Origin of the sequence: Saccharothrix variisporea, assembly GCF_003634995.1 — a bacterium.
GTDB classification, from domain to species: Bacteria; Actinomycetota; Actinomycetes; order Mycobacteriales; family Pseudonocardiaceae; genus Actinosynnema; species Actinosynnema variisporeum.
Window position 1 is genome coordinate 1,586,602 of the sequence record NZ_RBXR01000001.1, and the last position, 18,179, is coordinate 1,604,780.

Below are 18,179 nucleotides of genomic sequence, written 5' to 3' on the forward strand. Positions count from 1 at the left end.
CCCAGGTTGCCGGCCCGCCGCGCCCGTGTCTCAGACGTTTCGGCGGTACTGGCCGCCCACCTCGAAGAACGCCTCCGTGATCTGGCCCAGCGTGCACACCCGGGCCGCGTCCATCAGCACCTCGAACACGTTCTCCCCCGACTGCGCGGCCTCCTTCAACCGCCGCAACGCCGGCTCGGCCTCGGCCGCGTGCGCCGCGGCGAAAGCGCGCGTCCGCTCGACCTGCGAGCGCTTCTCGTCCTCGGTGGCCCGCGCCAGTTCGATGGTCACGTGCTCGCGTGATCCGTCCTCCGGCAGGAACGTGTTGACGCCGATCAGCGGCAGCGACCCGTCGTGCTTGCGCTGCTCGTACAGCATCGACTCGTCCTGGATGCGGCCACGCTGGTAGCCGGTCTCCATCGCGCCCAGCACGCCGCCGCGCTCCGACAGCCGGTCGAACTCCATCAGCACGGCTTCTTCGACCAGGTCGGTCAGCTCGTCGATGATGAACGAACCCTGCAACGGGTTCTCGTTCATCGACAGGCCCCACTCCTTGTTGATGATCAGCTGGATCGCCATCGCCCGCCGCACCGACGACTCGGTCGGAGTGGTGATCGCCTCGTCGTAAGCGTTGGTGTGCAAGGAGTTGCAGTTGTCGTACAGCGCGCACAGCGCCTGCAGCGTGGTCCGGATGTCGTTGAAGTCCATCTCCTGCGCGTGCAGCGACCGGCCGGAGGTCTGCACGTGGTACTTGAACTTCTGCGACCGCTCGTTGGCCCCGTACCGCTCGCGCATGGCCACGGCCCAGATCCGCCGCGCCACCCGGCCGATGACGCTGTACTCGGCGTCCATGCCGTTGGAGAAGAAGAACGACAGGTTCGGCGCGAAGTCGTCCACGTCCATCCCGCGCGCCAGGTACGACTCGACGTAGGTGAACCCGTTGGCCAGTGTGAACGCCAGCTGGCTGATGGGGTTCGCCCCGGCCTCGGCGATGTGGTAGCCGGAGATCGACACCGAGTAGAAGTTCCGCACCTTGTTGCGGATGAACCACTCCTGGATGTCGGCCATCATCCGCAGCGAGAACTCGGTGGAGAAGATGCAGGTGTTCTGGCCCTGGTCTTCCTTCAGGATGTCCGCCTGGACGGTGCCGCGCACGGTCGCCAGCGCCCACGCCCGCAGCTCCTCCGCCTCGGAAGCGGACGGCTCGCGGCCGTGCTCGGCGCGGAACTTGTCCAGGGTCTGGTCCACGACCGTGTTCAGGAAGAACGCCAGGATCGTCGGCGCCGGCCCGTTGATGGTCATCGACACCGACGTGGTGGGCGCGGTCAGGTCGAAGCCGTCGTAGAGCGCCTTCATGTCGTCCAGGGTGGCGATGGACACGCCGGACGTGCCGATCTTGCCGTAGATGTCCGGCGGGGTGTCGGGGTCGCGGCCGTACAGGGTCACCGAGTCGAACGCGGTGGACAGGCGGGTGGCCGCCGAACCCTGTGACAGGTACTTGAACCGGCGGTTGGTGCGGAACGCGTCGCCCTCGCCGGCGAACATGCGCGCCGGGTCCTCGCCGTCCCGCTTGAACGGGAAGACGCCCGCCGTGTAGGGGAAGTAGCCGGGCAGGTTCTCCTTGCGCAGCCACCGCAGCAACGTGCCGTCGTCGTCGAAGCGGGGCAGCGCGACGCGCGGGACCTTGTTGCCGGACAACGTCTCCCGGGTCAGCTGGGTGTGGATCTCCTTGTCCCGCACCCGGACCACCAGCTCGTCGCCGGTGTAGTCCTCGACCACCTTCGGCCACGCGGCGAGCAGCTCGGCGGACAACCCGTCCACGTGCCGCTCGGCCGAGGACAGCAGCTCGGAGATCGCCGTGACGTCCGCGCCCGCCGAAGCCAGCTCGTCCCGGGCGGCCCGCAGGTGCGCCACCCGGCGCACGGCGTCCACGTGGGTCTCGGTGGCCCGGTGGTAGCCGCGCACGGTCTCGGCGATCTCGGCCAGGTACCGCGCCCGGTTCGCGGGCACCACGGTGGACGCCGAGGTGGACACCTTGCCCGACACCGGCAGGAGCGCCCCCGGCGACACTTCCAGACCGCGCTCGGCCAGCTCACCGCGCAGGTGCTGGTACAACGCCGTCACGCCGTCGTCGTTGAAGGTAGCCGCGCTGGTGCCGAAGACCGGCATGTCCTCCCACGACCCGCCGAACGCCTCCCGGTTGCGCACCAACTGCCGCGCCACGTCCCGGCGCGCGTCCTCCGCGCCCCGGCGCTCGAACTTGTTGATGGCCACCGCGTCGGCGAAGTCGAGCATGTCGATCTTCTCCAGCTGGGACGCGGCGCCGAACTCCGGCGTCATCACGTACAGCGAGAAGTCCACGAACGGCACGATCGCCGCGTCGCCCTGGCCGATGCCCGGCGTCTCGACGACCACCAGGTCGAACCCGGCCGCCTTGCACGCCAGGATCGCGTCGGCCAGCCCGTCGGGCACCTCGGAGCCCGCGCGGCGGGTGGCCAGCGAGCGGAAGAAGACCCGGTCGCCCTCCAGGCAGTTCATCCGGATGCGGTCGCCCAGCAGCGCGCCGCCACCCCGGCGGCGGGTCGGGTCGATGGCCAGCACGGCGATGCGGAGCTTGTCCTCCTGGTCCAGGCGGAAGCGGCGGACCAGCTCGTCGGTCAGCGACGACTTGCCCGAGCCGCCGGTGCCGGTGATGCCCAGGACCGGGACGTCCCGGGCGGACTGCTCGATGCGCGCGTGCACGTCCTCGGGCAGCTTGCCCGCCTCGATGAGCGTGATGGCGCGGGCCAGGACGTCGTCCGAGCCGGTGAACAGGCCGTCCCACGACGACGGCACCCGCTCGGCCAGGTCCTCGTCGCACGCCTCGACCATGGTGTTGATCATGCGCGCCAGGCCGAGCTGCTGGCCGTCCTCGGGCGAGAAGATCCGCGCCACGCCGCGCTCGTGCAGCAGGGCGATCTCCTCGGGCACGATGACGCCGCCACCGCCGCCGTAGACCTTGATGTGCTCGGCACCGCGCTCGCGCAGCAGCTCCACCAGGTAGGTGAAGTACTCGACGTGGCCGCCCTGGTAGGCGCTGATGGCGATGCCCTGGACGTCCTCCTGCACCGCCGCCGCGACGACCTCGCGCACCGAGCGGTTGTGGCCGAGGTGGATCACCTCGGCGCCCTGGGCCTGCAGGATGCGCCGCATGATGTTGATCGCCGCGTCGTGGCCGTCGAACAGGCTGGCGGCGGTCACGAAGCGCACCGGGTGCTCGGGCTTGTGCAACGTGCGGTCGGCGGTCACGACGGCTCCTTCGGCATCGCGGAAGTACCGTCCAGATTACTAGGACATCCATCTATCGGAAGTAGGAGCGTCCTGTGCCGTGGCTCACCCGCGACCCGAAGGGTCCGACCCGGCGGAGCCGGGTGGGCCGCACCGGACGAACCGGTGCGGCCCTCGCCGCCGCGTCAGCCCTTCACGCGGTGGTACACGCCCCGGTCCGCGATGCGCTCCGGCTCGCCGGGCGGGGTGAACCAGATCTCGACCATCACCTCGTCCGCCGACCGGAAGGTGAAGACCGTGCGCATCTCGATCTTCTTCCCGACGTAGGACTCGCCGAGCACACCGGGCTCGGTGAACACGCCACCGATGGAGATGACGTCCTCCCCGCCGGTGCCCTGCTCACCCTTGTACGTCATCATCGTGCTGACCAGGTTGTCCAGCGTGTTCCACTCGTACCGGTCGTCCATCCCGGAGTACCCGAGAATGCCCAGCCGGTAGTACGGGCCGCCCGCCAGCTCCCCGGTCAACTCCTCGCTGATGAACCGCCCACCGGTGTCGTCCAACCACTTCCACACCGATTTGGCGACCCAGATCTTGGGGTTCTGCAACGTGCCCAAGGCGATGAAGGTCTGCTTGTCCACAGTCCACTCGCCGACCAGCGCGTCCAGTCTCCGGTGCAGGTCACCGGGCAGGCCGCGACCGATCATGCGCTCCAGGTCGACGGCGTCGGACACCGGCGCGGTCACCACCGAGGCCGTTGCCGAAAGCAGCCCGTTGGGCGTGGCGGGGCCATTGACCGATTCCATTGAAGTAACCCCCTGCTGGTTAATCAGGTGTGTCTTCAAGGATGTCCGGAGACATTCACCAGCGTCAATCCGGGATCGCGCACTCCGTCAATTCCACGAATTCACGGCAGGATGTGCTCGACCAGCTTCCGCGCCTGCCGCGCCGGGCCGTCCGCGCCCAGCGCCTGGACCGAGGCGTAGACGCCTTCCATCACCAGCGCGAGCTGGTCGGCGACCGCCTCCGGGTCGCCCGCGTCCAGCTCGCGGGCCAGCTCGGCGAACCGCGACCGCATCCACGCCTTGGTCGCCACGGCGTTGCGGTGCGCGGGCAGCTCCGGGTCCGGGAACTCGGCCAGCGCCATCAGGAACGGGCAGCCCCGGCACTTGTCCGGCTGCACCTGGACCACCAGCTCGTCGAACGCCGCCAGGATGCGCGAGCGCGCGTCGCGGCCGTCGGGCTTGGTCGCCTCGGTGAACCACTGGCGGTACTGCTGGTCGGCGCGTTCCACGTACGCGGCGACCAGGTCGTCCTTGGAGCGGAACAACCGGTAGAGGGTGGTCGGCGCGACACCGGCCTCGGCCGCGACCCGGTCCACCCCGATGGCCCGGATGCCGTGCCAGTAGAACAGGTCGTGACTGACGCTGAGCACGTGCTCTCGGGTCTGCGCGGCGGGTCGGCGCACGGCTGCCTCCGGTCGACGACTTGTTCGGGACCTTTCCCTAACGTCCCAACCTAGCACTTCGGCCGGGAAGTGGAACGACGCTGGTCCACTTCCTTCCGCGCCCACGCGGCCGGGCTCACAGGCAGGGGCTCACGCGTAGGGGCGCAGCAGCCGCTCCTCCGGGTACCCCGTCCGCTCCAGCTCCTGCAGCAGCCGGAAGCCGTGCGCCGCCGACACCAGCGTCACGTGGTGGTGCCAGCCCGGGAACGACCGGCCCTCGAAGTGCCGCAACCCGAACTCCTCGGCCAACCGCGCCACCTCGGTGTCGGCGTTGTCGGCGGCCCGCAGCAGGCTCACCATCTCGCGGATGCCGGTGGCACCCAGGTTGGTCAACCACACCGCGGACGGCCGCACCTGCCCCACGGGCCACTCCGCCAGCACGTGCCGCAGCCACGGCCGCCGACCCGGCCGGCCGTCACCCATCGCGGCGTGGCCGGGCAGGGTGGCCACCACGAAGTCCGACGTCGACACCGCCCCGGTCCGCTCGTCCCGCCAGGACAGCGTGCTGCGCCCGCGCCGGGCCGCCGCGGCCACCAGCTGGCCGACGGTGCGGGGCTGGTGCTGCGCCCCGACCGCGCCGACCAGGTTGACCGGCAGCAGCGGCGTGGAGGTGGAGACCTGGGCGAGGTAGCGCAGGCCGCGCTCCTCCAGGCCGCCCAGCAGCGGGAACACCCCCGGGTCGGCGCTGAGGTCGACCACGACCGGCGCCGCGGGCAACCCCCAGTCGCCCTTCATCTCGTCGAAGGCGTCGAGCAGGTACTGCCACACCGGCAACGAGCGCTCGTCGTCGGGCACCCGGGTCTTGCCGCGCCGGTCGGCGTCGTCGTCCCACGACTTGGGCATGACCAGCCGCCAGTTCACGGCGGCGGCGCCCTCGTCGCCGGCCAGGAACACGCCCACCGCCCGCTGGCAGTTGAGCATCCGACCGGCGGTGGGCGCGTACTGCCGCGCCACCGCGACCGAGTTGTCCCCGTTCTTGGGGAAGACCGCCTCCCGCACCACCCAGGCCTGGGTCCGCATGGCCTGGCCGACGCGCTCGGCCAACCGCCGGCGCACCGGCGCCCACGCCCACGGGCTCTGGTTCACGAACTGCTGCAACGACTGGTCGGCGTCCCGGCCGACCACGAGCTCCGAGATCCGCCGGATCGACTTGCGACCCGGCACGACGAGCAGTCCACGGACGTAGGCCTCGGCCCAGCGGCGCTGGTCGGACCTCCCCAGCGTCGTGAACAGCTCCTCGCAGTACTCGGACAGAGTGGATAAATCCGACGGATCAGCCCCGGCTGAAACCGCTTGGAACCGATGCACGGTTGTCCCTCCAGCATTTCGGATCACCGCGGGGTACGGACCTCGCGGGGTTCGTCTTGACACTTCATCAGGGCAAGGCACAACACATTTCCGAAGGAGGTACGGCAACGCAGACGTCCTCTCGTCCTGCGCGCCGGTCCACGCCCGCCGCGAAATCGGCGGCCCACTGGGCCGCCGCCCGTGCGCGAGCGCACCGGCAAATTCCCCCAGTCCTCATCGCCCTTGTCCCCCAGCGACCGGCAATCGCGGTCCCCTGCCGGCCAACCCCCATGGTGACCGACCGGTGACCGGCACAGATTTTCAAGAGCCCGGAAGGATGTCCAGAACGCTTTCAGTGCTGGTATTCCCGGTTCCAGCGTCCGATCGCGCCGAACCAGGACAGAGCCGTTCCGGTTTCGACCGTTCGACCGCTCCCACTAGGTCGAGCGGACTACCACGGGTCGCGTGACAGTCTCGGACACCGACAAAACGGGAATTGCGGTTGCCCGCAGAAGCGGACGAAGCAGGCGGTCCGCTCGACTCGGACCGGTTGCTTCAACGTCTGATGTACCTTGAGCGCAGCTTGTGGCGGCGGTCACAGGCATCGGCTCTCCCCCCGAAGTCGTGGCCCGCTCGCGCGGGCCGCGATCACCCGATGACGTTATCCACTTCCCGTGACGCCGGCATTAATAATCCGCGCGCCGGTTCCGAGCTTCGATGATTTACGAATCAAACATCCCGATGAGGGACGGGCGCCACACGTACTTCGTCAAGTCGCCACTCAGGCGGGCAGGTGCGCGAGCACCACCGCGGGGGCGAACTCGGGCGACTCCAACGGCACCAAGCGCAATTCGCGGACACCTTCTTCCGGATGGCGGAACCGCCGCGTCCGGGACCGCCGCTCCCGAACCGTCTGCTCATCCCACCACAGGCGGAATTCGGCACTCACCCGACCCAGTTCCCGCACCCGCCGGTCGACCTCGAGGACGTCCGGGCAGCGTGCGGACTCCGCCCGCCACACCGCCACCGCGTCCCGCGCCTCGTCCGCCCAGTCCACCAGGCGCTCACGGGCCGCGGGCGCGGTGAGCAGCCAGCGCACCAGGTTGCGCTCCTCCTCCGGCAGCACGTCCCAGTCGTCGTACCAGTCCGTCGCGGCCCGGTTCCAGCCCAGCAGGTCACCGTGGGAGCCCACCGCCAGCACCGGGTACGGGTCGTCCTCCGCCGCCGCCACCAGGCGCTTGAGCAGTTCCGCCCCGGACAGCTCGCCGTCGAGCGGCTGCGGCCGGACCACGTGGCCGAAGGCCAGGGTGTGCACGTAGCGGCGCTCGTCCTCGCTCAGGCACAGCACGCGCGCGAGGCTGTCCACGACCTCGGGCGAGGGTCGGATGTCGCGCCCCTGCTCCAGGTAGGTGTACCAGGTCGGGCTCACGCCGGCGAGCATCGCGACCTCCTCCCGGCGCAACCCCTGCGACCGGCGGCGCGGCCCCCGCGGAAAACCCGACTCGGCCGGGTTGCACCGTTCCCGCCGGCTGCGCAAAAAGCGCCCCAACTCGCTCCGGCGGATATTGTTCGTCCTCACGATCATTCCTCCCCCAGTTTCCCCGCTAGCCAGTCTAGCCGCCCTCCGGGGGGCGGATTCCCGGACGGCGAGCCGCCGATTTGCGGCGACACAAACGGGAGCGAATAGCACGAAGCCCTCACATCTGCGTTTCACGGGTGAAACGCGGTGAGGGCTTCGCGGGCACGCTCGGGAGCCGCTGAGTGCGGCCGGTTCAGCTGGTGTGGCCGTACTGGTACGACGGGTCGGCGGCGTGGTCGGGCGCGAATTCGGTGACCACCTGGGCGGTGGCGTGGACGTTGACCATCCGCGCGTTGCCCGGACCCAGGTTGGTGAACGCGTGCGGCACGCCCTGGCGGACGATCACGATCTCGTCCGGTCCCGCGTCGCGGACCTGACCGCCGGCCTCGACGCGCACCCGGCCCTCGATGACGAAGAAGATCTCGTCGTACGGGTGGCTGTGCCGCATCGGGCCCTTGCCGGGCTTGACGTCGACGATGAACGCCGACGAGGTGGTGCCGTGGGCGCCGCCGTCGAAGATGTGGGCGGCGACCTCACCGTCGATGCGCACGGTGGGCAGGTTGTCCTTGAGGACGACCTCCATGAGTACTCCTCCTGTGGTGTGCGGCGCGGACTACAGCCGGAACAGGCCGGGGTCGGACACGACGACGTCGAGCAGGACCGGGCCGTCGGCGGACAGCGCGCGCCGCAGCGAGGCGCGCAGCTGCTCCGGCGTCTCGATCCGCTCGCCCGCGATGCCGTAGCCGCGGGCCAGCCCCGCCATGTCGACGCCGCTGAGGTCCCAGCCCTCCTGCCACTTCTTCTGGCTGGTGTCGTCCAGGTAGTACTTCAGCGACAGGTAGCCGGAGTTGTTGGGGATCACGAACGTGACGGGCAGGTTGTACTTGCCGGCCGTCCACAGCGCCTGGATGGTGTACTGCGCCGAGCCCTCGCCGACCACGACGACGACCCGCTGGTCGGGCCGCGCCACCGCGTAGCCGACCGCGCCCGCGAACGGGAAGCCCAGCGCGCCGGACGCCGTGGCGTAGTAGCCGTTGTCCGGGCCCAGCGGGATCTGCTCGTGGAACGGGGCGCGGCCGATGGGCAGCTCCTCGAACACCTGCGCGGTGGACGGCAGCTCCTGCGACAGCAGGTGGAACAGGTACGGCTCGGTGATCGGCGTGGACGCCTCGGGCGTGGGGATCGGCTCCCGCAGCTCGGGCAGCGGCACGCGCGGGCGCTGCGGCAGCAGTGCCACGATCCGGCGCACGAACGCGTCGGGCGGCGTGACGTAGGCGGTGCCCGCCATCGACCAGGCGGCGGCCTCGGGGTCGTCGGTCACGTGGATGAACCGGGTGCCCTCGGGCAGCTTGGGCGAGTCGCTGCCGTCCAGCGGCGCGGGTGCCTGGGAGAACAGGTCGGCGGTGGTGAACAGGGTGAACGTGGGGCTGCCCAGCACGATCACCACGTCGTGCTCGCCGAGGCGGGCGTTGATCAGCTCGGGCAGCGGGGCCAGGACGCCGCCGAAGAGCGGGTGGTTCTCCGGGAACGCGCCGCGCGGCCACACCGGGCTGCCGTAGACGCGGGCGTTGAGCCGCTCGGCCATCTTGATCAGGTCGCGGCGCGCGCCGCCGATCTCGACACCCGGCCCGGCGACGATCGCCGGGTTGGTGGCGGAGTTGAGCGCGTCGGCGACGTCGGCCAGCACCTGCGGGTCCGGCACGACGGCCGGCTGCACGACGCGGACCTTGTGCGGCGTGGGGTTGGCGGGCCGGATCCAGTCGTCCTCGGGCACGCCGACGTAGACGGGACCCTGGGGCGCCTGCTTGGCGATGTGGTAGGCCTTCTCGATCAGCGCCGGCACGTCCTGCGGCCGGGCCGCCTCCGCCGCCCACTTGATGTAGGGCTGCGGGAGCTGGGTGGCGTTGGGCGCGTTGAGGAACGGCGCGCCCTGCTGGAGCTTGCGCGCCTGGAGACCGCCGATGATCACCATCGGCGTGTGGGCGCTCGCGGCGGTGTAGATCGAGCCCATCGCGTTGCCGGTGCCGGGCCCGCCGTTGATGACGACCAGGGACGGCTCGCCGGTGGCCTGGGCGTAGCCGTCGGCCATGCCGACCACCGCGGACTCCTGGAGCCCCATGATGAAGCGGAAGTCGTCCGGCCAGGTCTCGAACAGCTTCATCTCGGTGTGGCTGGGATTGCTGAACACGGTCGTCATACCGAGTTGCCGGAATACTTCCAGCGTGTCCTCCCGGACGGTCCGGGAATTGGTGCCATCCGCGGTCACGGTCAACACACTCCTGTGGTGGTCTCGACTTGTCTGGGTGGGCTGTGACCGCAACTCTCGTCACGCCCTCGGGTGGCCACAAGGAAAGTCGTTGCGGGGGAAGGCACTTCGTGAGCTGTGCGGATGACCTCACGCAGTCCCCGCGCCGGCCGCGCGCGTCCTTGTCGCGGGGGACCGCCCGTGAACTACTGAATGCGCGCCCGGCCTGAATTGCTTTGGCGGCGAAAGAAGAACCTTCAGCAGTGAGGATCTGCGATGAGCAGTGAGCGAACCCGCCGGGTGGTGGAGAAGTACTTCACCGACCTCGAGCGGGGCGACCTGGACTCGGCGCTGTCGGCGCTGTCCCACACCATCGACTTCGAGCTGCCGGTGGACCGGTGGAACGAGGTCATCCCCTACCTGGGCCGCCACGTCGGGCTGCCCGCGGTGCGCCGGGCGTTCAAGGTGCGCGGCGAGACCACCGAGGTGCTCGACTACGCGCTGCGCGACCTGCGCGCCGAGGGCGACACCGCCTACGCGGTCATCTACACCCGGGCCGCGCACACCCGCACCCGGCAGGAGTTCGAGATCGAGGACGTGCACAAGCTCGTCGTCGACGACAGCGGCCGGATCGTGTCGTGGAAGGTCTACTTCGACCCCAACGGCGAGGTGGCCGCGTTCAACGCCGACCGCGAGGAGCGGCTGATCGCCGCGTGCTGGGCCGGCGACCGGGAGACCGTGGCCGAGCTGCTGCGGTTCGGCGCGGACGTCAACCACCGCGATGTCCAGAGTGGACTGACGCCGTTGTTGATCGCGGCCGGCCGCGCGGACGCCGAGCTGACCCGGCTGCTGATCTCCGCCGGCGCGGACGTGTACGACGTGGACAGCGGCGGCGGCGCGACCGCGCTGCACAAGGCGTGCCAGGGCGGTGACCTGGCCGTCGTGGAGGCGCTGGTGGAGGCGGGCGCGTTCATCGACGCCGTCACGCCCAACACCGGCCACACCCCGCTGATGGACGCGGTGTGGTTCAAGAACCCCGAGATCGCCAAGTACCTGCTGGACCGGGGCGCGTCGCTGAACCTGGGCACGCACTACGGGTTCTCGCTCCAGCAGCACTTCGAGTACGAGCTCAACGTCAACACGATGGGCAAGGACAAGATCCTGCTGGCCCACCAGTACATCCAGGAGCGCCAGGCTTCCGACGAGCGCCGCGCCGCCGACCAGCTGCTGATGGCCGCGGTGACCCAGGGCGACGTCGAGGCCGTGCGCAAGCTCATCGGCGACGGCGCGCCGGTGGACGAGAAGTTCCCGATCGTCAACGGTTTCAACGACGCCCACACCCCGCTGCTGGTGGCCGCCCGTGACGGGCACACCGAGATCGCGCGGCTGCTGCTGGAGGCGGGCGCGGACGTCAACGCCACCGAGCCGACCTTCGGCGCGGTGCCGCTGCACAAGGCGGTCTACAACGGGCACGTCGAGCTCACCCGCCTGATCGCCCAGTGGCCCGGCGTGGACCTGAACTTCCAGGGCGCCACCAACGGCTACACCCCGCTGCACGACGCCCTGTGGCACGGCTACGAGGAGTGCTCCCGGATCGTCATCGACGCCGGCGCGCGCCTGGACATCGTCGGCCACGACGGCAAGACCCCGCTGGACCTGGCCGTCGACGAGTTCGGCGCCGACCACCCCCTCACCGAGCTGATCCGCGCGAAGTCCTAGGAGGAGTGCGCACATGCTGTTCTACGTGCAGATGAAGTGGAACCACGAGGGCCGCATCACGCTCGACGAGCTGTGGGAGATCGAGCAGGAGGAGGCCGAGCACGCCCAGGAGACGCTGGACTCCGGGTTCGCCGTGGGCCTGTGGAAGGTCGCCGCGCAGAAGCGCGTCATCGGCATCATCGACGCCCCCAACGCCGAGGAGCTGGACCGCACCGCGCTGGGCCGCCTGCCCATGCGCGAGTACCTGGAGTTCGAAGAGGTGTGGCCGCTGCGCGACTACATCGGCTTCGCCGAGGACGTCATCAAGCGCTACAAGGTCTGAGGGAGCGACATGATCCACCAGCTGATCTTCGCCGCGCCCAAGCCGGGCATGACGGTCGAGGAGTTCCAGGACTACTGGGTCAACGTGCACGCGGTCCAGTACGCCAGCAAGATCAAGCAGATCAAGAAGTACATGATCGACACCACGTTCGACTTCAAGCTGGGCAACGGCGACCCCAAGTGGCAGGGCGTCGCCGAGATCTGGCTCAACCCCGAGGAGCAGATCGCCTCGCTGCAGAGCGAGGAGTTCCTCCAGGGGGCGCGGCTGGACGAGCCCAACTGGGCCGCGTTCTGGCAGACCCTGGTGCTCGACACCGACGCGCACGAGCTGAAGGCCGGTCCCGCCCTGTACAAGGGGCAGAACTGGGTGAAGCTGATCATCCTGGTCAAGCGCAAGGAAGGCGTCTCGCTGGAGGACTTCCGGTCCTACAGCCTGCACCAGCACGGCGAGCTGGGCCTGAAGCTGCCGGGCCTGCGCCGCTACATCCAGGGTCACACCGTGGACGGCTGGTACGGCATCGGCGAGCCCACGCTGGACGCGGCCTACCAGCTGTGGTTCGACGACGTGGAGGCCCTGCGCGACGCGCTGGAGTCCCCGGAGTACAAGCAGATGACCGAGGACTACGAGGCCTTCGTCAACCCCCGCTACGTGCACCGGTTGGTGACGCGGGAGCACTGGATCATCGGCCCGGAGGCTCGCGCCTGACCGCCTCGGCCGACGCCGACGCGATCACGCTCGACCCCCGCCCCCACCTCCGGAGGGGGCGGGCGGCTCGTGGACCCCGTGCGGTCCCGATCACCTCGCGGCCCCGTGCCCGCCACACGCGCACGGGGCCGCGCCGTTTGCAGAGGAGGGGCGAGATGGCTGACGGCCTGAGCAGGAACGTGCGGAAGGTGCACGACTTCCTGCGGCTGCTGGAGGAGAAGGACATCGACTCCTGGATAGAGCTGTGGGCCGAGGGCGCCGACCACTACTACCCGTTCGGCACCAAGATGTTCCCGCACCACATCGTCGGCAAGACCGCGGTGTGGGCGCGCTGGAAGGACACGCCCGGCATGTTCGAGAGCTGGTCCTTCCCGATCACCGAGACGTGGGAGGACGGCGACACCGTCATCGCGCGGTTCGAGGGCGACTGCCTGCTCAAGGGCGGCAAGCGGTACCGCAACACCTACGTCTCGATCTTCAAGTTCACCGACTCCGGCCAGATCTACGAGTACCACGAGTTCTTCGACCCGATCATCGCGGCCGAGGAGTTCGGGCTGGCGCGGATCGACTACGCGTGAGGGAGGACCGTCAGATGACAGCGACGGCACCGGCGTCCGCGGCTCTCGCGCTGCGGGCGGTGGTCACGGGACACGTGATCGCGGCCGAAGACGCCGCCTACGACGGCGCGCGGCGGGTGTGGAACGGCGCCGCCGACCGGTTCCCCGCCCTGATCGTGCGGGCGGAGACCGAGCAGGACGTGGTGCACGCGGTGCGCGCGGCACGCGAGCACGGCCTGCCGCTGAGCGTCCGCGGCGGCGGGCACGACTGGGCGGGCCGGGCGGTGCGCGACGGCGGCCTGGTGGTCGACCTGTCCAAGCTCGCCGACGTCACCGTCGACCCCGTCTCGTCCACCGCGGACGCGGGCGGCGGCGCGACGGCGGGCGCGGTGGGCGCGGCGGTGGACCGGTTCGGGCGCACCGCCGTGGTCGGCACCGTCAAGGCGGTGGGCGTGGCCGGGCTGACCCTCGGCGGCGGCTACGGCCTCCTGCTGGGCAAGCACGGCCTGGCGCTGGACAACCTGGTCAGCGCGCGGGTGGTGCTGGCCGACGGCACGGTGGTGACCGCGAGCGCGAGCGAGGAGCCCGACCTGTTCTGGGCGTTGCGCGGCGGTGGCGGGAACTTCGGCGTCGTCACGCGGGCGACCTACCGGGTGCACCCGTTGCGGACCATGACCTCCGGCATGGTCCTGTTCGGGCTGCCCGAGGCGCGGAAGGTGCTGCGCGGCTACCGCGAGCTGACCGCCGCCGCACCGGACCAGCTCACCGTCATGACCGGGTTCTTCGCGGGCCCGGACGGCAAGGCGCTGCTGTACCTGCTGCCGGCGTGGAGCGGCGACCCCGCGCGCGGCGAGCAGTGGGCGGCCCGCCTGTCGTCGCTGGGCACACCCGTGTCGGCGCAGGTCGGCCCCATGACGCCGTTCCAGGTGCTGGGGCTGCTGGACGGGGTCGTCGTGGACGGGCGGCACACGCTGGCCGCCAACCACCAGCTCCCCGAGGTGACCGACGAGGCCGCCGAGGTCCTGGTCGACGCCGCCGAGCGGATCACGTCCCCGTACTCGGGGGTGTTCGTGCACCACTTCCACGGGGCGGCCTCCCGCGTGACTCCCACCGAGACGGCCTTCGGGCTGCGCCGCGACCACAACCTGGTCGAGATCGTCGGCACGTGGGACGCCGGTGTGGACGGCAAGCGGCACCGCGAGTGGGTGGAGCAGCTCTCCCGGGACCTGGCCCCGCACGCGCTGCCCGGCGGGTACCCGAACCTGCTCGCGCCCGAGGAGACCGAGCGGGTGCGGCTGGCGTACGGGCCGAACGCCTCCAGGTTGTACGCGCTCAAGCGGCGCTACGACCCGGACCAGGTGTTCAGCGCCGTGCCGACCCTGTTCTGATGCGCACGAACCCACCGCGGAGGGCCTCTCACCAGGGAGGCCCTCCGCGTTTGGGCGCGGGTCCGCCCGCGCGCCCGGCGACACGGCGGGCGTGGCCAGGCGGCCCGGCGTGGCCAGGCGAGCCGGCGTGGCCAGGCGGCCCGGTGTGGCCAGGCGAGCCGGCGTGGCCAGGCGGGCCGGCGTGGCCAGGCGAGCCGGCGTGGCCAGGCGAGCCGGTGCGGCCAGACGGGCCGGTGCGGTCAGGGAGGCGGCAGGATGGCTTCGGCCAGGGCGCGGGCCTGGTGGGCGGGTCCGCGCAGGCCCTGGGTCGAGGCGTTGACGCCCTCCATGATCAGCACCAGCTGGTCGGCCAGCGCCTCCGGGTCGTCCACGCCCAGCCGCGCGGTCAGCTCGCCCATCCGCTCCCGGACCCAGGACTTCGACGCCACGGCCCGGCGGTGCGCGGGCACGTGCTCGTCGGGGAACTCCGCCAGCGCCATCAGGAACGTGCAGCCCCGGCACTGGTCCGGGCCGATGCGCTCGTTGAGCGTGTCGAACACGGCCAGGATCTGCGCCCTCGGGTCGGGGCCGGCACTTTCCACGGCGGCGGTGAACCAGGCCCGGGTCTCCCGGTCGGCGCGTTCGACGTAGGCGGCGATCAGCTCGTCCTTGTCGGCGAACAGCCGGTACAGCGTGGTCGGGGCGACGCCCGCCGCCTCGGCGACGCGGTCCACGCCGGTGGCGCGGATGCCGTGCCAGTAGAACAGGTCGTGTGCCACCCGCAGCACGTGTTCGCGGGTTTCGACAGAGGCACGCCGCATGTCGGACACCCCCTTGCTCGGTCGGTCCGACTGTATTACGGTTGGCCCCGAAATGATAGGGACCGTTCCCTAACGCCTGACGAAGTCGTCGGGTGGAGCACCACCCGGCGGCCGACACGGGTCGCGACGAGGAAGACAACTTCGAGGAAGGTGCACATGAGTACAGAAGTGCGACCCGGACTGAGCCGGTCGCGAACCAACCTGGCGCTGACCGCGCTGTTCCTCGCCGCCTTCATCATGGGCAGCGCGGAGCTGATCGTCGTCGGCATCCTCAACCTGATCGCGGACGACATGGGCGTCTCGATCAGCGCCGCCGGCAGCCTCGTCACCGCCTACGCGCTGGGCATCTCCATCGGCGGACCGGTGCTCACCGCGGTCACCATCAAGTTCGCGCGCAAGCAGCTGCTCCAGCTCTCGCTGGCCGCCTACATCCTCGGCAACGTCATCGCCGTGGTGGCCACCAGCTTCGGCCTGCTGCTGTTCGCCCGCGTGCTCACCGGCTCCCTGCACGGCCTGTTCATCGGCGTCGCGTTCGCGGTCGGCGCGGGCATGATGCCGCCGGACAAGATGGGCCGCGCGATCTCGTTCGTGTTCGGCGGTGTCGCGGTGTCCACCGCGCTGGGTGTCCCGCTGGGCACGCTCATCGGCCAGAGCTGGGGCTGGAAGGCCTCGTTCATCGCGATCATCATCACCGGCGTGCTGACCCTGGTGCTGGCGTTCGCGGTCATCCCGACCGTGCCGAACTCCGGCGTCGGCGGCTTCGGCGCGCAGGCCAAGCACGCCCTCGCCCCCAAGGTGCTGGCCCTGCTGGGCCTGGGCTTCCTCATCATGGGCGGCCAGTTCTCCGGCCTGACCTACCTGCAGCCCTTCCTGGCCGAGGTCACCGGCATCTCCGGCGGCACGATCAGCATCTTCCTGCTGGTCTACGGCATCGCCAACGCCGTGGGCACGTTCCTGGGCGGCGCGGCGGCGGACAAGAACGCCAGCGGCACGATCATCGTCGGCGGCCTGGTGCTGGTGGCCGCGCTGCTCGCGCTGTACTTCGGCGGCTCGAACCCGATCGTCGCGGCGATCGCGATGGGCGTGTGGGGCATCGTCGGCTTCGGCATCGTCCCGTCGATCCAGTACCGCGTGGTGGCCCTGGCCGGTCCCGGCCGCGACTTCGCCGCCACCCTCCCGGCGTCCGCGATCACCGCGGGCATCGCGGCGGGCGCCCTCATCGGCGGTGGCGCGGTGGCCGCGTCCGGCGCCAAGGGCGCGGTGCTGACCTCGCTGGTGATCTGCGCGGTGGGTGTCGTGGCCGCGTGGGCGACCAGCTTCCTCAAGCCCAGCCCCGAACCCGAGACCGGCTCCCCGGAGCCCGCGGTGGTGGAAGAGACGGCGTCCTCGACCGGCTGAGCCGGGCCGTTCCACCACGGGCGCGACAGCGGGTCATCCCCCACCCGCTGTCGCGCCCCCCTTTACGTTGGGAGACACTGAGAAATGCGCATCGGAGCGATCTTCCCGCAGTTGGAGATCGGCAACGACCCGGCCGACATCCGCGGCTGGGCGCAGTCGGTCGAGGAGTTGGGCTACACCCACGCGATGGCGTTCGACCACGTGCTGGGCGCGGGCGTGGACACCCGGCCGGGGTGGCGCGGGTACACCAGCGAGTCGCTGTTCCACGAGGTGTTCGTGCTGTTCGGCTACCTCGCGGCGGTGACCACGGACCTGGAGCTGATGACCGGCGTGCTGGTGCTGCCGCAACGCCAGACGGCGCTGGTGGCCAAGCAGGCGGCCGAGGTCGACGTGCTCAGCGGCGGCCGACTGCGGCTGGGCGTGGGCATCGGCTGGAACCCGGTGGAGTACGAGGCGTTGAACGAGGAGTTCGCCGGGCGCGGGGCGCGCAGCACCGAGCAGGTCGAGGTGCTGCAGCGGCTGTGGGCGTCGGACACGGTGACCTTCACCGGCAAGTGGCACCGCATCGACAACGCCGGCATCAACCCGCGCCCGGCGGCCGGCCGCATCCCGGTGTGGTTCGGCGGCCACGCGGAGCAGGTGCTGCGCCGGGCCGGGCGGCTGGGCGACGGCTGGCTGCCGCACCGCCCGCCGGACGCCACGGCGGCCGAGATGATCGCCCGGGTGCGGGGCTACGCGCGGGACGCGGGCCGCGACCCCGGCGCACTGGGCTTCGAACCGCGGCTGACGCTGTCGGACGTGCCCGAGCAGGAGTGGGCGTCCTACGTCGGCCGGTGGGTCGAGTTGGGCGCGACGCACCTGAGCGTGAACACGATGGGTCTCGGGCTGCGGTCGGCCGCCGACCACGTGTCGGTGCTGCGTGACGTCATGAAGGTGCTGGGCTAGCCACGCACGAGGACAGCCCCCGCTCGCCGGCTGGCGCGAGCGGGGGCTGCTTCGTCCTGCGGGTCAGTACTCGACGAGCGTGTAGCTGCCGGACTGCACCGTGGTCAGGTCGATGGCGGCGAGGAACTCCTGGGTCTCCGGGGCGCCGTAGAACGAGGAGATGACCGCCTGGGCGGCGAGCTGGTCGGTCCAGGTGACGACAATCAGCCACTCGCCGTCGTTGCTCACCGCCGAGCGTCGGGACAGGAAGCCGAGCTTCGGCTCCATGAACTCGCGCTGCATGCGGATGTTGATCTCGCGGAACTTCTCCGCGTCGAAGCCTTCGACCAATTTGAACCGGATGGTCTCGACAATAGCCATGAGCGGGTGCACCTTTTCTGTCGGGTCCTCCCTACCCTGCTACGCTAGCGCTCCCACCAGCCCGGAAGAACATCAACAGGCTTTGGCGGGAACACTTCGTGGACAGCACGGAGTACCGACC

At 70.4% G+C, this 18,179-nt stretch carries 16 protein-coding genes; 7 read left to right on the forward strand and 9 right to left on the reverse strand.

Annotated elements, in window-relative coordinates; genetic code table 11:
* Nucleotides 1-30 precede the first annotated feature (30 nt).
* The 7 genes from icmF to mdlC form a co-directional block, all read right to left on the reverse strand.
* On the reverse strand, nucleotides 31-3,267 hold the full coding sequence (gene icmF, locus DFJ66_RS06780; protein ID WP_121218991.1) for a fused isobutyryl-CoA mutase/GTPase IcmF: 3,237 nt from the start codon (nucleotides 3,265-3,267) through the stop codon (nucleotides 31-33).
* Between the two features lie 164 nt (nucleotides 3,268-3,431).
* Complete coding sequence (locus tag DFJ66_RS06785) at nucleotides 3,432-4,052, reverse strand: DUF1579 family protein (protein WP_121218993.1); 621 nt, start codon at nucleotides 4,050-4,052, stop codon at nucleotides 3,432-3,434.
* A 101-nt stretch (nucleotides 4,053-4,153) separates the two neighbouring features.
* On the reverse strand, nucleotides 4,154-4,714 hold the full coding sequence (locus tag DFJ66_RS06790; protein ID WP_121218995.1) for a TetR/AcrR family transcriptional regulator: 561 nt from the start codon (nucleotides 4,712-4,714) through the stop codon (nucleotides 4,154-4,156).
* Between the two features lie 129 nt (nucleotides 4,715-4,843).
* The gene (locus tag DFJ66_RS06795) at nucleotides 4,844-6,061 is read right to left on the reverse strand and encodes an IS701 family transposase (RefSeq protein WP_211351014.1); all 1,218 of its coding nucleotides are present in this window, start codon (nucleotides 6,059-6,061) and stop codon (nucleotides 4,844-4,846) included.
* Between the two features lie 760 nt (nucleotides 6,062-6,821).
* On the reverse strand, nucleotides 6,822-7,625 hold the full coding sequence (locus DFJ66_RS06800) for a helix-turn-helix transcriptional regulator (RefSeq protein WP_121218997.1): 804 nt from the start codon (nucleotides 7,623-7,625) through the stop codon (nucleotides 6,822-6,824).
* A gap of 187 nt (nucleotides 7,626-7,812) precedes the next feature.
* Nucleotides 7,813-8,202 (reverse strand): cupin domain-containing protein, encoded by a 390-nt coding sequence (locus DFJ66_RS06805; RefSeq protein WP_121218999.1) that lies wholly within the window; start codon nucleotides 8,200-8,202, stop codon nucleotides 7,813-7,815.
* 30 nt (nucleotides 8,203-8,232) lie between these two features.
* Nucleotides 8,233-9,894 (reverse strand): benzoylformate decarboxylase, encoded by a 1,662-nt coding sequence (mdlC, locus tag DFJ66_RS06810; RefSeq protein WP_342776943.1) that lies wholly within the window; start codon nucleotides 9,892-9,894, stop codon nucleotides 8,233-8,235.
* 246 nt (nucleotides 9,895-10,140) lie between these two features.
* Between mdlC and DFJ66_RS06815 the strand changes: the two genes are divergently transcribed.
* From DFJ66_RS06815 to DFJ66_RS06835, 5 genes are all read left to right on the forward strand, one after another.
* Nucleotides 10,141-11,583 (forward strand): ankyrin repeat domain-containing protein, encoded by a 1,443-nt coding sequence (locus tag DFJ66_RS06815; protein WP_121219003.1) that lies wholly within the window; start codon nucleotides 10,141-10,143, stop codon nucleotides 11,581-11,583.
* 13 nt (nucleotides 11,584-11,596) lie between these two features.
* On the forward strand, nucleotides 11,597-11,905 hold the full coding sequence (locus DFJ66_RS06820) for a muconolactone Delta-isomerase family protein (RefSeq protein WP_121219005.1): 309 nt from the start codon (nucleotides 11,597-11,599) through the stop codon (nucleotides 11,903-11,905).
* Nucleotides 11,906-11,914: 9 nt separating this feature from the next.
* The gene (locus tag DFJ66_RS06825) at nucleotides 11,915-12,610 is read left to right on the forward strand and encodes an EthD domain-containing protein (RefSeq protein WP_121219010.1); all 696 of its coding nucleotides are present in this window, start codon (nucleotides 11,915-11,917) and stop codon (nucleotides 12,608-12,610) included.
* 155 nt (nucleotides 12,611-12,765) lie between these two features.
* On the forward strand, nucleotides 12,766-13,188 hold the full coding sequence (locus DFJ66_RS06830) for a nuclear transport factor 2 family protein (RefSeq protein WP_121219012.1): 423 nt from the start codon (nucleotides 12,766-12,768) through the stop codon (nucleotides 13,186-13,188).
* A gap of 14 nt (nucleotides 13,189-13,202) precedes the next feature.
* The gene (locus tag DFJ66_RS06835; RefSeq protein ID WP_121219014.1) at nucleotides 13,203-14,555 is read left to right on the forward strand and encodes an FAD-binding oxidoreductase; all 1,353 of its coding nucleotides are present in this window, start codon (nucleotides 13,203-13,205) and stop codon (nucleotides 14,553-14,555) included.
* 239 nt (nucleotides 14,556-14,794) lie between these two features.
* Here the strand turns inward: DFJ66_RS06835 and DFJ66_RS06840 are convergent, their stop codons facing one another.
* Nucleotides 14,795-15,355 (reverse strand): TetR/AcrR family transcriptional regulator, encoded by a 561-nt coding sequence (locus tag DFJ66_RS06840; RefSeq protein ID WP_170199173.1) that lies wholly within the window; start codon nucleotides 15,353-15,355, stop codon nucleotides 14,795-14,797.
* A 156-nt stretch (nucleotides 15,356-15,511) separates the two neighbouring features.
* On the opposite strand from DFJ66_RS06840, the gene DFJ66_RS06845 reads away from it, so the two are divergent.
* Nucleotides 15,512-16,753, forward strand: a complete 1,242-nt coding sequence (locus DFJ66_RS06845) for an MFS transporter (protein WP_121219016.1) — start codon at nucleotides 15,512-15,514, stop codon at nucleotides 16,751-16,753.
* A gap of 84 nt (nucleotides 16,754-16,837) precedes the next feature.
* Entirely contained in the window at nucleotides 16,838-17,698 is an 861-nt protein-coding gene (locus tag DFJ66_RS06850; protein ID WP_121219018.1) for an LLM class F420-dependent oxidoreductase, read from the forward strand.
* A 63-nt stretch (nucleotides 17,699-17,761) separates the two neighbouring features.
* On the opposite strand, the gene DFJ66_RS06855 is transcribed toward DFJ66_RS06850, so the two are convergent.
* Nucleotides 17,762-18,058 (reverse strand): hypothetical protein, encoded by a 297-nt coding sequence (locus tag DFJ66_RS06855; protein ID WP_121219020.1) that lies wholly within the window; start codon nucleotides 18,056-18,058, stop codon nucleotides 17,762-17,764.
* Nucleotides 18,059-18,179 lie beyond the last annotated feature (121 nt).

Bases quoted from the DNA above. Each gene is read 5' to 3' on its own strand.
- DFJ66_RS06785 (WP_121218993.1), bottom strand. From the start codon at position 4,052: ATGGAATCGGTCAATGGCCCCGCCACGCCCAACGGGCTGCTTTCGGCA.
- DFJ66_RS06800 (WP_121218997.1), bottom strand. From the start codon at position 7,625: ATGATCGTGAGGACGAACAATATCCGCCGGAGCGAGTTGGGGCGCTTT.
- DFJ66_RS06805 (WP_121218999.1), bottom strand. From the start codon at position 8,202: ATGGAGGTCGTCCTCAAGGACAACCTGCCCACCGTGCGCATCGACGGT.
- DFJ66_RS06815 (WP_121219003.1), top strand. From the start codon at position 10,141: ATGAGCAGTGAGCGAACCCGCCGGGTGGTGGAGAAGTACTTCACCGAC.
- DFJ66_RS06820 (WP_121219005.1), top strand. From the start codon at position 11,597: ATGCTGTTCTACGTGCAGATGAAGTGGAACCACGAGGGCCGCATCACG.
- DFJ66_RS06825 (WP_121219010.1), top strand. From the start codon at position 11,915: ATGATCCACCAGCTGATCTTCGCCGCGCCCAAGCCGGGCATGACGGTC.
- DFJ66_RS06830 (WP_121219012.1), top strand. From the start codon at position 12,766: ATGGCTGACGGCCTGAGCAGGAACGTGCGGAAGGTGCACGACTTCCTG.
- DFJ66_RS06835 (WP_121219014.1), top strand. From the start codon at position 13,203: ATGACAGCGACGGCACCGGCGTCCGCGGCTCTCGCGCTGCGGGCGGTG.
- DFJ66_RS06840 (WP_170199173.1), bottom strand. From the start codon at position 15,355: ATGCGGCGTGCCTCTGTCGAAACCCGCGAACACGTGCTGCGGGTGGCA.
- DFJ66_RS06845 (WP_121219016.1), top strand. From the start codon at position 15,512: ATGAGTACAGAAGTGCGACCCGGACTGAGCCGGTCGCGAACCAACCTG.
- DFJ66_RS06850 (WP_121219018.1), top strand. From the start codon at position 16,838: ATGCGCATCGGAGCGATCTTCCCGCAGTTGGAGATCGGCAACGACCCG.
- DFJ66_RS06855 (WP_121219020.1), bottom strand. From the start codon at position 18,058: ATGGCTATTGTCGAGACCATCCGGTTCAAATTGGTCGAAGGCTTCGAC.